General features: G+C 51.9%; 10 protein-coding genes. 4 read left to right on the forward strand and 6 right to left on the reverse strand.

Annotated elements, in window-relative coordinates:
• The first annotated feature begins 354 nt into the window (after positions 1–354).
• Both E0E17_RS00450 and E0E17_RS00455 read left to right on the forward strand, forming a co-directional pair.
• Positions 355–4,881: an NEL-type E3 ubiquitin ligase domain-containing protein gene (locus tag E0E17_RS00450; RefSeq protein ID WP_165446195.1), complete on the forward strand. Its 4,527-nt coding sequence runs from the start codon at positions 355–357 to the stop codon at positions 4,879–4,881.
• A gap of 54 nt (positions 4,882–4,935) precedes the next feature.
• Positions 4,936–5,679, forward strand: coding sequence for a hypothetical protein (locus E0E17_RS00455; RefSeq protein ID WP_130830778.1), 744 nt, complete (start codon positions 4,936–4,938; stop codon positions 5,677–5,679).
• A 420-nt stretch (positions 5,680–6,099) separates the two neighbouring features.
• Here the strand turns inward: E0E17_RS00455 and E0E17_RS20570 are convergent, their stop codons facing one another.
• From E0E17_RS20570 to ahpC, 5 genes are all read right to left on the reverse strand, one after another.
• Positions 6,100–6,219 carry a type II toxin-antitoxin system YafO family toxin gene (locus E0E17_RS20570; protein WP_130835415.1) on the reverse strand — a complete coding sequence of 40 codons (120 nt, stop codon included), beginning with the start codon at positions 6,217–6,219 and terminating at the stop codon, positions 6,100–6,102.
• A 165-nt stretch (positions 6,220–6,384) separates the two neighbouring features.
• Positions 6,385–6,579 (reverse strand): hypothetical protein, encoded by a 195-nt coding sequence (locus tag E0E17_RS20370; protein ID WP_130830779.1) that lies wholly within the window; start codon positions 6,577–6,579, stop codon positions 6,385–6,387.
• Between the two features lie 23 nt (positions 6,580–6,602).
• Positions 6,603–6,911 carry a hypothetical protein gene (locus E0E17_RS20375; RefSeq protein WP_237680746.1) on the reverse strand — a complete coding sequence of 103 codons (309 nt, stop codon included), beginning with the start codon at positions 6,909–6,911 and terminating at the stop codon, positions 6,603–6,605.
• Positions 6,912–7,328: 417 nt separating this feature from the next.
• Positions 7,329–8,897, reverse strand: coding sequence for an alkyl hydroperoxide reductase subunit F (gene ahpF, locus E0E17_RS00475; RefSeq protein WP_130830780.1), 1,569 nt, complete (start codon positions 8,895–8,897; stop codon positions 7,329–7,331).
• Positions 8,898–8,974: 77 nt separating this feature from the next.
• Positions 8,975–9,538 carry an alkyl hydroperoxide reductase subunit C gene (ahpC, locus tag E0E17_RS00480; RefSeq protein ID WP_130830781.1) on the reverse strand — a complete coding sequence of 188 codons (564 nt, stop codon included), beginning with the start codon at positions 9,536–9,538 and terminating at the stop codon, positions 8,975–8,977.
• Between the two features lie 231 nt (positions 9,539–9,769).
• On the opposite strand from ahpC, the gene E0E17_RS00485 reads away from it, so the two are divergent.
• Positions 9,770–10,225: a GNAT family N-acetyltransferase gene (locus E0E17_RS00485; protein ID WP_130830782.1), complete on the forward strand. Its 456-nt coding sequence runs from the start codon at positions 9,770–9,772 to the stop codon at positions 10,223–10,225.
• Here E0E17_RS00485 and apbC read toward each other — a convergent pair.
• The gene (gene apbC / locus E0E17_RS00490; protein WP_130830783.1) at positions 10,222–11,334 is read right to left on the reverse strand and encodes an iron-sulfur cluster carrier protein ApbC; all 1,113 of its coding nucleotides are present in this window, start codon (positions 11,332–11,334) and stop codon (positions 10,222–10,224) included. The two genes, E0E17_RS00485 and apbC, sit on opposite strands and share 4 nt — an antisense overlap.
• A gap of 176 nt (positions 11,335–11,510) precedes the next feature.
• On the opposite strand from apbC, the gene metG reads away from it, so the two are divergent.
• Positions 11,511–13,541, forward strand: a complete 2,031-nt coding sequence (metG, locus tag E0E17_RS00495; protein WP_130830784.1) for a methionine--tRNA ligase — start codon at positions 11,511–11,513, stop codon at positions 13,539–13,541.
• Positions 13,542–13,688 lie beyond the last annotated feature (147 nt).

The raw sequence follows: 13,688 nt of genomic DNA on the forward strand, positions 1-13,688 counted from the left end.
TTTTTTGGCTATGCCTGGCGCAGCTAACATGCCGATGAGAAAAGCGGCAAATTATTTCCGTGAAAGCGGTCATCTGTCGCTCTGTAAGCCTGTGCACTACGCTTCCCGACCCGAAACAGTGATTGAAATATGATAGAAGTCTCGCCCGCAGCCATATAGATTATTAAATTGATTAAATTCATTCGAAAGTTATGAATTATTTAGTGCAGTGTAATTTACTGGCCGATTAATAGCCGCAGAATAATTATTCCGGTCTGAAAGGTAAAAGGAGTTACCATGCCTGACATTATCTCAAACAGCACAAATTATAATAATACTATTTATTATCCCGCCGCGGTTAATGAAGAGAATAACATGACTTTTGATCTGGCCAACAGGGTAAATATTACCGGGGAATGGGCTGCCGCTGTCGGGCAGTCAACGGATAACGGCTTGACGCCAGAAGAAAAAGCGGATGATTTGATTCCACTCAGTGATGATATTCGCCGCTGTATTAAACAACTTATCCGTTATTTTGCCGACCTGAAACAGAATGAATATCTGTTTAGCGCCATGAGTACGCTGATTCCGGGATTACCTGGCGAAGTCATTCTTACCGCGCAGAGCCTGTATACCGCCTTCACGGAAAGAAAAAATATCGATATCGCCCTGCTGAACAGCCTGGGGTTATGTTCATCGACGCTGCTGAGCGATGGTAATGCCCTCTCCAGGCTGGCGGATTATATCCGGCAAACCTTACAGGATTATTCGGAGGCCTCCGGTTTTACCCCGCTTCTGCACCAGCATTCCGCAACTGCCAGCCCGGTATTTGCCGCGCTGGGCATACTGGCCATTGTCGCCCGCTACTGGCTCTCCCATGAAAGTGCTCCCCAGCGGCGCTGGCTGCAGTTACCGGCGGTGATAGGCAATTTATTCACCCGCGCCAACTTCTACTGGAATCAGCTGAGCCGGATGGCCCGGTTCGCTCCGCCGTCCTGTCTGATGCCGTCAGAAAACGGCGCAGCCCACTACCATTGCGTCAGGGAAACTATGCCTGCCGCCGTCAGAGAAGGAGTGATCCAGCGCGCCGCCTGGACCTGTAATGAAATTCTCCCCACGGCGTTACCGGCACTGAAGCCGCAACAGCGTTGCGATTTTCAACTCAGCGCAGCACAGCTGCAGCAGATGCGTGAACAGGGGATCTGTTACAGGGCGCAACGCTTGCCAGCAGAGCAGGTACAGCACGCCGATAATCGCTTCAACGCGCACTCGCCGCGCCCGGAAGAGCATCAGGCCGATTTGCATGCCGCGATGCAACAACCGGAACCCTCTTTTACGCCGGAAGCGCTAATGCCGGTGTTTGCTGATGCTTTCTTGTTGCCGGTTGCCAGCGCCGCGCCGGTGAAAAGAAAAGAGTATGCTGGCCACATGGGTGATGAACAGATTGTGATTTATGACAAGGATGGCGTCATTATGAATCTCTCACCCGATTACTATGACGTTGTGAATAAACCACAAGCCTATAGTTTTATTGAAACGGGTAAGAGTGCTATCAAAAATTATTTTGATTTTTATTATGCGCGTCAGCCCGATTTAAAAACTATCGCCGCACGATTATTACGAGAGAAGATCCAGGAAAAATTTCATCTCGACCTTGACCCCGATAAAGTGATTTTCGCGCGCTTCGACTTCGCCACCAGCAGCAGTGCCACTATCACCGGCTGGAAGCATCGCGGCGAACCAGCAGAAAAAAATCCCCTGACCCGCTATCTGTTCACTAACTTCCCGCCCGATGCGCAAGAGCATCTTAATTCCCTTGATTCGACCTGCGGTATCTACCGCGACACAGAGAAACCGGCCAGCGTTTATGATGAAACCAATGAAGTCAGATTACGCCCGTCAGATTTTGTGAAACTGGTCTGGGAAATCGATTTCTGTCAGCAGGCAAAAAACATCATCGCTGACGCCTTCTCCCAGCCTGATATCCATATCAAAAAATATTTTATCGAGTTTATCCTGGGATTAAGCATGAGTGAGCTTGAGCCGGATGATGCTCAGGACGTATTAAACGGTGCCGGGCTCCTCAATGACCGGGAAATTAACGTCTCATTTTTTGATATTAATGGTTACGAAGCAGACAACGCCTTCGTCTTTCACAATAAAAAAAGCGGCCGGGTCACGCTTTATCTGCCCGGCTTTGCGACCCCGTTTAACAGCTTTCAGGATATGTTTGCCATGCGTTGCTGGGTCGTTAACCACTGTGCTGATCAACAGCACCGGGAGCAAATTGCCTCCCACTTCAGACTGTATGCCCGTCAGGACGGCGTTTTCCAGTCGGGCGTAGACAGCTGGCTGAAAAAAATTCATAACGACCACGGTCTGTATAAAAAAATAGCTATCCAGAGCGCGGGCATCCGGCAGAAAGGTTTTTTCCAGACTTATTATAACCAGTTGAAAGCAAAGACCCTGGCCGATATCGATGTCATGATCACCTCTGATGCGGAAGTCAGACTCGGTATGTGGGAACGTTATATGGATGCGGCCAATATCATTCCTAATCCGCTGACCCCTTTTTTAGCGCTGGGCATTCATCTGACCCAGGCTTTTGAGGCTGACACTACGCAGGAAAGATTACAGGCATGGCATAAGATCGCTGCAGATAGCGCCAATATCGCCTTAATGATCTTGCTGGATAAAATGATCAAATTTAACACTGAGGGATATGAATTTATCAGTCAGGTGAAAGACGGGATAGCCAGCGTCAGAATCACTCAACCCGGCACAACAGGAAAACGCCTGAAAGCGATTCTGGAACAAGGACTTGGCGGAAAGGGTTCCAGGGCTGCCGCCAGAAAATGGCATGATGAAGAGTTGCCCGGCCCCAGCGGAGAAAGCAGCGCAACCGGCAGGCAATCAGAGGCAGCGAAATGTTATGCCAGATGGCGCGCCTGGCGCGATAAAGCGGTCGCTGGCGAAATAGCGAGGCGCGATAAGGCGCTGAAGCAGCTCCAGCAAGTGCTGACCGATCCGACATCCACCACGCTGGATCTTTCAGCCGCTAACGTCGGTCCGCTGAGTGATTTACCTGCCTTCCTGCCACCCTGCAAAAAACTGATTCTGAATGGCCAGGTGCATCTGAGAGCCTTACCTGACGCCCTGCCTGCGGGCGTCGTTGAGGTACAGGCGCGCGGCTGTAATATCGCGCGGATACCGAAAAACCTACCGGAAACAATAAAAGTTCTGGATCTGCATGATAATAAAATACGAAGCATCCCGAAAAGATTGCCTTCCCGCTTACGCAAGCTCAACGTCAATAAGAACTTAATTGAATTTCTGCCTGAGAATATTTTTAAGTCGTTAAAATACTTTTATGCTGCCAATAACGGCATCGTTGAGCTGCCGAAAAATATGGGTAATCTGGAAATATTAACCGTCGACGGTAACAGAATCAGGCATATTGCTGCCCTTTCACCGAAGCTCATCAAATTATCAGCAGGCTATAACCAGCTGCGCAGTTTGCCGCCCTTGCCGGAAGGACTGGAATCACTGCTGGTCAGTAACAACCAGCTGACAGAATTGCCGCCTTTACCTGTCAGACTGAAAGCGTTAACCGTAAACAATAACCGCCTGCGTCAGCTGCCTGCGCTGCCTTCTTCTCTGACCACGTTGTGTGCAAATGATAATCAGCTGACCGGAATCGGCGCTTTTCCGCCTGCGATAATTTATATCTCCGTAATGAATAACCCATTGCAGGTGTTGCCGGAGCTGCCCATGACGCTGGAAACCCTGTTTATGCAGAATAATCAGCTCACCACGCTGCCGGAATCCCTGTTTCGCCTGCCCCGTACTACCTGGGTAGATGTCTCCGGTAATCCCCTCACCCGTCGTACTCTGGTGTCACTGCAGGAGCTGAATCAAAACCCCAATGCGTCTGGCCCGGGAACCATTCGTTTTACGCTGCCGCGTACCGGGACGGCAGCCGTGAACCTGCCGCTGGATCAGGCGGTTGCGCTCTGGCTATCGTCGGAGGAGCTGGAAATCAGCCGCACATTCTGGCGCGTCATCAACCTTGAGGAGAATGCCGATCACTTCAGCAACTTCCTGAGTCGCCTCGCGGAGGGAATCAGCGCAAAAACCTCGCCAGGTTTCAAAAATAAGGTTGTAACCTGGCTGCATCGCCTGGCTGACTCGGCGGAATTACGCGAAAAAACTTTTGCCCTTGCTCAGGAAGCGACGGCCACCTGCGAAGACCGGGTTGCGCTGAATTTTAACGAGATGCAAAAATTCGCGATTGTTGAAAACGTAGAGCGCGGCGAGTATGACCAAAACCTGCCCACCCTGGTCGACGTAGGACGGCAGATGTTTTGTCTGGATAAACTGGCGAAGATTGCCAGTGACAAAGTAAAAACCCTGCGTTCCGTGGATGAAATTGAGGTCTATCTCGCTTTTCAGGTGCAGTTACGCGATGTGTTGCATCTTGAGGACTGGGTCGACTCCATGCGTTTCTTTAAGTTTTCCTCGGTTACCAAAGAGGACCTTAATCGCGCTGCAGCGCAAGTGATGGCGGCGCAGGATGCTCACTTTGCCAGCTGGTTCGCCCAGTGGACGCCCTGGAAAGAGGTAATTAAACGGCTTGATGGTGCGCTGTACGACACAGTGATGAATGCCTTCCGGGATGAGATGGAGCATCATTTTGATCAGCGCGTGAAAGAAGCGTTAGCGGCTGAGCAGCTGCCGGAAAATGCCGACACCACGCGCACCATGGGAAAAGTGATTTACGATGAAATGGTTGAAAAGAGCGACAGGGAACTTACTGAGCGCTTTCTTCATGCCAGAGGACTGGCGGACTTGCTTAAACCTGTATGGGAACCGGAGAAAAGTGAAGTGTTGCTTAAAAACTAAAAATATCATCAAATAGTTATATAAAAAGATTGTTATCACAAAATGAGATAAAGCATGGAAACGCTGATTAAAGCCTACACACAAATTCTTAAGGGGCTTAACGCCCAATCGTTTGATCTGAAGGAAGATAAATACTCTGGCGTATTTCTGCCCTTTCCCTTTGAAGAATACTGGCACTCTCCGATAAAAATCATGCTGGTGGGACGAGAAACTGCGGGCTGGAATACCCTGAATGGTAAAAATACCCTATTACGGGCGCTGGGCCTCGTGGCCAATGTGACTGTAGAAGATGTGGTTGAAGAAGCGTTAACCCGCTACAGTCAGCATATTGCAGTCAAAACTGACGGGACGCTTAACCTGAAATCACGCAGCCGTTTCAGACAATATCATTTCCGGCTGGCGCGGGAATTGAGCATCCCACCACAGGCAATAGTGTATGCTAATTTATTTGCATGGGATTACGATCGCCAGACACCATTGATTCGCCCCCACACAGAACGTGAGGAAATAATCTCTGTCTCGCTGCGTCTGCTGCAGGCACAAATTTATCATCTTAAACCGGATTTTGTGATATTCGCATCTGGGGCCAGAAGAACGGATTATGTCATTAAACGTTTATTTGATGATCACCCGAATGGCTATAAAACTGTTTCTGTTACCCCCGGGAAGTTGTGGGAATTTAAAGCGGGCAATATAACCTGTTTCAGAATAGCTCATCCCAGAGCTATGCGCGGACATCAGGAGTACAGAGATAAAGTCATTGCACGTATTAAGCTGGCTATCGGACAGGGTGCGTGAATATCTCAGCTCAGGCGCTCCATCCTTGTTTCAGTGGGTCGGTATGGGCAAATGACTTGCTGTAGTATAAAATCTGCGCTTATCCTGATGCCTGCGGTAAAAGAACATAGCCGGTTTGAATGCTACTTTTGTAGCAACAGCACGCATTAAATACCCTCTCTGTTTTCCGGATTATATAGCTATCACGCAGACACAAATATACTGAGTTATTCAGTGGCGATTTACCTTATCAGTAATTGTGGTTCCATACCTATCCCCTATGAAATCATTCTTTTCGTGCGCGACTTTATTTCTTTTTGTTTAAGTTGCGTGTAAATTTTCAGCAACGTCTGAAAACTATTTGAGCAACCGGGTGTCTCTGGCTGGCATGCGTTCGTGAGCTGGTGTAATCAGGCCCATCAGTAAAAAGCGGTCACTCTCCTACATGTGCTCAATATAGACGAGATAGTGATCAGAGGTTCGCTTGTCATTTTCTTGCCTGGCGTTCCAGGTCAGCTGACAGTGCAGATTGACATGAATATGCTGGACGTTCGCATCAATCGCGAACGGGGGAAGTCAAAAGGCGCATCCCGGCCAGGCAGGTTGATGGCGCGTCTGTTGATTTATAAGTGATGAACCCGGCTTTGAGCTGCTCGTGAAGAGCGGGGTAAACGGCCAGGGTGGGCTGGAAAAATTCATCTCACGTAACCTGGCTGTATTCAGCCGTTAATGCCATTTAGTTGCGGCCTTATTGCCTGTATCCAACAAATGGTTCATGGCAAAAAGGTTGATATTTGCATCGCGCACATTGGTTTTACGAATAAGCTGGTCGATAAGACTGAGGTGGTTTTTAGTCGCAATGCTGACCATTTTGATAGCCTTCACGAACGCAAACTCAACGGAGTTTTTGTCATAAGACATACTAATCTCTTTTTCAGGCAACATCAGCACAAAGGGTTCAGCAATACTGGCGGCATGGATAGCCTGAAACTGGATTTCATTCGCAGTTCTGACCGCACCTTCAAAATCGTTGCCAGCATAATGGAAAAGTGCGGCACGACTGTCGCGCAGTCCCCCGCCAGCGTGTTGAACGCAGCGGTTAGTTTTTTGATGTCGGTTTTGTTGACTCTGGCAGCCATCTCATAAACCCGCTCTACAATGGCAGGCTGGCACGCCACCGCTTTTGGCTGCGGCTGGAAACTGGCAAGTACCAGCGCCACGGCTGCCTGCAAATGCTGGATTTTAAATTCCATGACAGACGCCATAATCGTCATTTATCGACGAGGCGTAGTTTTCTACTACTGGTCTTAACTATAAGCTAAAAAAAGTTGGTTGCGCATGCGACGCGTGTAGCAAAATATGAAAGACCAAAAGGCCAGATTGCGGCTCGATTTTTTATAGAGTGCTCACCAGCGCGGAAAATTCGGTATAGCTATCGACCGGAGCACCCTCTGCAGACATTTCCGGAAAGGCGTCGACCTGCTTCTCAGGCAGTGTGCAGAGCATGTTGAGTTCCCGGCACAAAAAAACCACCCGAATAAAGGTGGTTTCACGACATTGCTTGTTGCTTTAATAATGCTCGCCTTTCCGGTGAAACGCGGAGCAGGTGAAACCCGTTGCGCGTAACCCCGGGGAGTACCCGGGGCGGAGGAATGACTTGACCAGAACCTTTATTCTGCAGGTTTGGTACGAATCAGATAATCAAAGGCGCTGAGCGACGCTTTGGCACCTTCGCCGCTGGCGATGATGATCTGTTTGTAGGGCACGGTAGTACAGTCGCCCGCCGCAAAAACACCTTTCACGCTGGTTTCGCATTTCGCATCAATGATGATTTCACCCATCTTGTTGCGTTCAACCGAGCCTTCCAGCCATGGCGTGTTCGGCAGCAGACCGATCTGTACGAAAATACCGGCTACCGGCAGTTCATGGGTGTTCTGGTTAATACGATCAACATACTGCAGGCCCGTTACTTTCGAGCCGTCGCCTTTCACTTCGGTGGTCTGCGCATTCAGGATCACGTTGACGTTAGGCAGGCTGCGCAGTTTGTTCTGCAGCACCTGGTCCGCGCGCATTTCACCGGCAAATTCCAGCAGGGTGACATGCTCAACGATACCGGCCAGATCGATAGCCGCTTCAACACCAGAGTTACCACCACCGATAACTGCTACGCGTTTGCCTTTAAACAGCGGGCCGTCACAGTGCGGACAGTAGGTCACGCCGCGGGTACGGTACTCTTCTTCACCCGGGACGCCCATGTTGCGCCAGCGTGCGCCGGTCGCAAGAATGATACTGCGTGATTTCAGCACGGCGCCGCTGGCGGTTTCTACCGCATGCAGGCCGCCCTCTACCGCTGCCGGGATCAGTTTGATCGCGCTCTGCGCTTCAATCACGTCCACGTTATAGTCGTCAACGTGCGCACGCAGTGCACCTGCCAGCTTCGCACCTTCGGTTTTCGGCACGGAGATGTAGTTTTCGATGTCAACGGTATCCAGTACCTGACCACCGAAACGTTCGCCCATCAGGCCGGTACGGATGCCTTTACGCGCGGAGTAAATGGCCGCCGCTGCGCCCGCCGGGCCGCTGCCGACGATCAGCACTTCATAGGCATCGCGTTTGTTCAGCTCTTCTGCCGCACGTTTTTCTGCGTTGGTGTCCACTTTACCGACGATTTCCGCCAGGCTCATACGGCCCTGACCGAACTCTTTACCGTTCAGGTAAACCGCAGGCACACCCATCACGTTGCGTTCCTGAATTTCATTCTGGAACACGCCGCCATCAATTGCCGTGTGGCTGATGCGCGGATTGATGATCGCCATCAGGTTCAGCGCCTGCACCACGTCAGGGCAGTTGTGGCAGGAGAGTGAGTAATAGGTTTCGAAATGAAGGTCGCTGTCCAGAGCGGCAACCTGCTCCAGCAGACTCTGCGCTTCTTTCGAAGGATGACCACCGGTCTGCAGCAGCGCCAGCACCAGCGAGGTAAACTCATGGCCCAGCGGAGAACCGGCAAAACGCGGTCCATTGTTGCCACCAGGATTGGTGATCAGAAATGAGGGCTTGCGCACCGGACGATCGTTCTCTTCGCGGAAGCTGACCTTATCAGACAGCCCGGCGATATCGACCAGCAGATCTTTGATTTCCGCCGATTTCGCACTGTCGTCCAGCGTGGCAATCAACTCAACAGGTTTGGTTAATTTCTCAAGATAGGCCTTGAGCTGAGTTTTTAAATTGGTGTCGAGCATAGAGGATTCCTGGTCAAAAAATCGGGTGCCAAAGCACCCGATGTGAGAATGATCGAATTACCGGTAGAAAAGGAAAATCAGATTTTACCAACCAGGTCCAGTGACGGAGCCAGAGTTGCTTCACCTTCTTTCCATTTCGCCGGGCAAACTTCACCCGGATGAGATGCAACATACTGAGCTGCTTTAATTTTACGCAGCAGGTCAGATGCATCACGGCCGATACCTTCAGCAGTAATTTCGATCGCCTGGATGATGCCCTGCGGATCGACGATGAAAGTACCACGGTCAGCCAGGCCTTCGTTTTCACGCATGATTTCGAAGTTACGGGTCAGCGCGCCAGTCGGGTCGCCGATCATCGCATACTGAATTTTGGCGATAGTTTCAGAGCTACCGTGCCAGGCTTTGTGGGTAAAGTGGGTGTCAGTAGAAACCGAGTAGATATCCACGCCCAGTTTCTGGAATTCTTCATAGTGATCAGCAACGTCACCCAGTTCGGTCGGGCAAACGAAAGTGAAGTCAGCCGGGTAAAAGAAGAAAACACTCCATTTACCTTCAACGTCTTTCTCGGTTACTTCGATGAATTCGCCATTTTTAAAAGCGGTGTTTTTGAACGGCTTAATTTTGGTATTGATAATCGACATCAGATGGCCTCCGTTAAAAGATGTGATGCAAATTACAGAATTTCCGGGCCAACTTCTAATACGCATTCATTATCAATTAAATAAACGAAAGCTATCAAAGCGTGCTGAGCAGCAGCAAATGACCCGGGCACAGGCATTGTACACAAGACAAACAAGGAGTTAATGCAATTTATCAAAATTGCGCATAACAGCTAAGGTTGTAGTGTCCCCTGTTGATGCGGAGCCTGGCTGATGCAAATTCGTCCTTTTACTGAAGCAGATCGCCCTTTCCTGCGCACCCTCTATCTTGCCGCCCGTCGCACTAACTGGACGTGGCTGGATGGCAGCGACTGGCAACTGGAAGACTTTGACAGCATTATTCCCGGCGAAATTATCCTCGTCGCTGAGCATGAAGGAGAACGCGTCGGCTTCGCCGGGCTGCTGCCTGACGATAACTTTTTGCACAGCCTGTATGTCGATCCCGCCTGGCAAGGGCGCGGCGTGGGCAGTGCGCTGCTGGAGGTAGTGCAGAGCCGTTTTACCGCCACCGGTGCCCTGAAATGCCTGTTGAAAAATGAAGCGGCACAGCGTTTTTATAAAAAGCATGGCTGGCAGGCAGTAGCAACAGGAGAGAGTGAACAAGGCGGCTGGCTGTTGATGCACTTTCCGCTGGCGGCTCAGCGCGCCAGCGGAACCCCTTCCGACTAAAGGGCGCGGAAGGCGATATCGCCGGGGATGACCGCGCCCTGCCAGTAAAGCCGGGCGGCAACCCGTCCCGCCAGCTGGCGGTAGAGCGCGGTAAATTCGCTGTCCGGACGACGGATCACTGTGGGTTCGCCATCATCCAGATCTTCCCGCAGATTGATATGCAGCGGCAGCTGGCCCAGCAGCGTGGTGCCGTAATCGGCCGCCAGTCGCTCTGCGCCGCCGGTACCAAAAATCGGCTCATGAAAACCGCAATTACTGCAAACGTGGATGCTCATGTTTTCCACTATCCCCAGCACCGGCACGTTCACTTTTTCGAACATGACGATGCCTTTGCGCGCATCAATCAGCGCAATGTCCTGTGGGGTAGTGACCACCAGCGCGCCGGTCACCGGCACGTTCTGCGCCAGCGTTAACTGAATATCGCCCGTGCCCGGCGGCATATCCAGTACCAGATAATCGAGCTCCGGCCACAGGGTTTCATTCAGCAGCTGCATCAGCGCCTTGCTGGCCATGGGCCCGCGCCACACCATGGCGTTTTCGTCATCGACCAGGTAGCCGATAGAGTTGGTGGCCAGGCCATGCGCCATAATCGGCGCCATATGGGTGCCATCCGGCGAGGTGGGACGTTCATGTTCGGTGCCCAGCATATTGGGGACCGACGGGCCGTAAATATCCGCATCCAGCAGACCCACGCGCGCCCCTTCCGCCGCCAGCGCCAGCGCCAGATTCACCGCCGTGCTCGATTTGCCCACGCCTCCCTTGCCGGAACTGATGGCAATAATGTTTTTTACGCCATTCACCCCCGGCTGATTTTTTACCCGCTTCAGGGTGGCGATATCGTGACGCAGCCGCCAGTCGATCGCGCGGGTGTGGGTCAGTCGCAACAGCTCAGCGCTGGTTTGCTCTTTCAGCGTCTCGAACGCACTGGCCCAGGCAAAAGGCATTAACAGTTCAATGTGCAGCTTGCCATCCAGCTGCGCCACATGATGCAGCGCTTTTAATGCCGTCAGACTTTTCGTCAATGTCGGGTGCTCAAAACTGTTCAGCACACCGGCGACAATCGCGCGCAGCGCTTCGGGTGAATGGTATTCCCGGGATTGTAAAGTCATCCCCGCTCCTTTCTTTTCTGTTTCACTCTGTGATGCAGAGGCGTGTCACTAATCATATCAGATCGCCATGAAATGTGAGCCTCTCTGGCAGCACCATCGCCAGCCGTGTTTACGCAGGAGAAGGCTTCGGTTAACATCTAAAGCCGTTTTTCATTCAACAGAAAGCTACGCAAACTATGACTCAAGTCGCGAAAAAAATAATGGTAACGTGCGCTCTGCCGTACGCGAACGGTTCTATCCATCTCGGCCACATGCTCGAGCATATCCAGGCAGATATTTGGGTACGTTACCAGCGAATGCGTGGCAATCAGGTTCATTTCATCTGCGCTGACGATGCGCACGGCACGCCGATCATGCTGAAAGCCCAGCAGTTAGGTATCGCGCCTGAGCAGATGATTGCCGAAATGAGTCAGGAGCATCAGACCGATTTCGCCGGTTTTAACATCAGCTATGACAACTACCATTCTACCCATAGCGATGAGAACCGCGAGCTGTCGTCGCTCATCTACTGCCGTCTGAAAGAGAACGGTTTCATTAAGAACCGTACTATTTCACAGCTCTATGATCCGGAAAAAGGCATGTTCCTGCCGGATCGTTTTGTGAAAGGCAGCTGCCCGATCTGTAAATCACCGGATCAATATGGCGATAACTGCGAAGTCTGCGGCGCCACCTACAGCCCAACCGAGCTGGTCAATCCGAAATCGGTGGTGTCCGGGGCGACGCCGATCATGCGTGACTCTGAGCACTTCTTCTTCGATCTGCCTTCATTCAGCGAGATGTTACAAGCCTGGACGCGTTCGGGCGCGCTGCAGGAGCAGGTAGCGAATAAAATGCAGGAGTGGTTTGAGTCGGGGCTGCAGCAGTGGGATATCTCCCGTGACGCACCCTACTTTGGTTTTGAGATCCCGGATGCGCCAGGCAAATATTTCTACGTCTGGCTGGATGCACCGATCGGGTATATGGGCGCCTTCAAAAACCTGTGCGACAAGCGCGACGATATCGATTTTGATGAGTACTGGAACAAAGATTCCAGCACCGAGCTGTATCACTTTATCGGTAAAGATATCGTCTACTTCCACAGCCTGTTCTGGCCCGCCATGCTGGAAGGCAGCAACTTCCGCAAGCCGAACAACCTGTTTGTGCATGGTTACGTGACGGTCAACGGCGCGAAGATGTCAAAATCGCGTGGCACCTTTATCAAAGCCAGCACCTGGCTGGAACATCTGGATGCCGACAGCCTGCGTTACTACTATGCGGCGAAACTCTCTTCACGCATCGACGATATCGACCTGAACCTGGAAGATTTTGTGCAGCGTGTGAATGCTGACATCGTCAACAAAGTGGTGAACCTGGCGTCGCGTAATGCCGGCTTTATCAACAAGCGCTTCGGCGGCAAGCTGGCAGGCGAACTGGCGGATCCGGCGCTGTATAAAACCTTTACCGATGCCTCAGAGAAGATCGGTGAAGCCTGGGCCAGCCGCGAATATAACCGTGCCATTCGTGAGATCATGGCGCTGGCCGATCTGGCCAACCGCTATGTGGATGAGCAGGCTCCCTGGGTGGTAGCGAAACAGGAAGGCCGCGATGCCGACCTGCAGGCAATCTGCTCAATGGGCATTAACCTGTTCCGCGTGCTGATGACCTGGCTGAAACCGGTAATGCCGTCGCTGAGCGCCCGCGCTGAAGCCTTCCTGCAGTGCGAACTGAACTGGGATGACATTGCACAGCCGCTGCTGAATCATGAAGTCACGGCGTTTAAAGCGCTTTACAGTCGTATTGAGATGGCCAAAATCACGACTCTGGTGGAGGCGTCGAAAGAAGATGCCGCCGCCACGAATAAACCTGCCAGCGCGGCGATCAACGAAGAGCCGGCTGGCGAGACTATTACCATTGATGATTTTGCCAAAGTCGATATGCGGGTGGCGCTGATTGAGAAAGCGGAGCTGGTAGAAGGTTCTGACAAGCTGCTGCGTCTGGAGCTTGATGTGGGCGGCGAGAAACGTCAGATTTTTTCCGGCATTCGCGCTGCCTATCCGGATCCAGCCGTACTGGTGGGTCGCCTGACGATTATTGTGGCTAACCTGGCGCCGCGTAAGATGCGCTTCGGCGTTTCAGAAGGCATGGTGCTCTCAGCGGGTCCGGGCGGGAAAGATCTGTTTATTCTCTCCGCCGACAGCGGCGCCCAGCCTGGTATGCCGGTGAAATAAGCGCGCTCTGTGCCTTGTGCTGCGTCGCTTGCCCCTCACCCCGACCCTCTCCCAAAGGGAGAGGGGGATTGTACGGTGCGGCTTCTCCTGCGGGAGAGGGCTGGGGTGAGGGCGATGTAACACCCCCGCTGCCCCACTGTCATTGGT

It is taken from the genome of [Erwinia] mediterraneensis (assembly GCF_900604315.1).
In the GTDB taxonomy this organism is placed as follows: Bacteria; Pseudomonadota; Gammaproteobacteria; order Enterobacterales; family Enterobacteriaceae; genus Pantoea; species Pantoea mediterraneensis_A.

Excerpts from the sequence above, each read along its gene's own strand:
- apbC (WP_130830783.1), bottom strand. The coding sequence starts at position 11,334 with ATGACTTTACAATCCCGGGAATACCATTCACCCGAAGCGCTGCGCGCG.
- E0E17_RS00450 (WP_165446195.1), top strand. The coding sequence starts at position 355 with ATGACTTTTGATCTGGCCAACAGGGTAAATATTACCGGGGAATGGGCT.
- E0E17_RS00455 (WP_130830778.1), top strand. The coding sequence starts at position 4,936 with ATGGAAACGCTGATTAAAGCCTACACACAAATTCTTAAGGGGCTTAAC.
- E0E17_RS20375 (WP_237680746.1), bottom strand. The coding sequence starts at position 6,911 with ATGGAATTTAAAATCCAGCATTTGCAGGCAGCCGTGGCGCTGGTACTT.
- E0E17_RS00485 (WP_130830782.1), top strand. The coding sequence starts at position 9,770 with ATGCAAATTCGTCCTTTTACTGAAGCAGATCGCCCTTTCCTGCGCACC.
- E0E17_RS20370 (WP_130830779.1), bottom strand. The coding sequence starts at position 6,579 with ATGTCTTATGACAAAAACTCCGTTGAGTTTGCGTTCGTGAAGGCTATC.
- ahpC (WP_130830781.1), bottom strand. The coding sequence starts at position 9,538 with ATGTCGATTATCAATACCAAAATTAAGCCGTTCAAAAACACCGCTTTT.
- ahpF (WP_130830780.1), bottom strand. The coding sequence starts at position 8,897 with ATGCTCGACACCAATTTAAAAACTCAGCTCAAGGCCTATCTTGAGAAA.
- metG (WP_130830784.1), top strand. The coding sequence starts at position 11,511 with ATGACTCAAGTCGCGAAAAAAATAATGGTAACGTGCGCTCTGCCGTAC.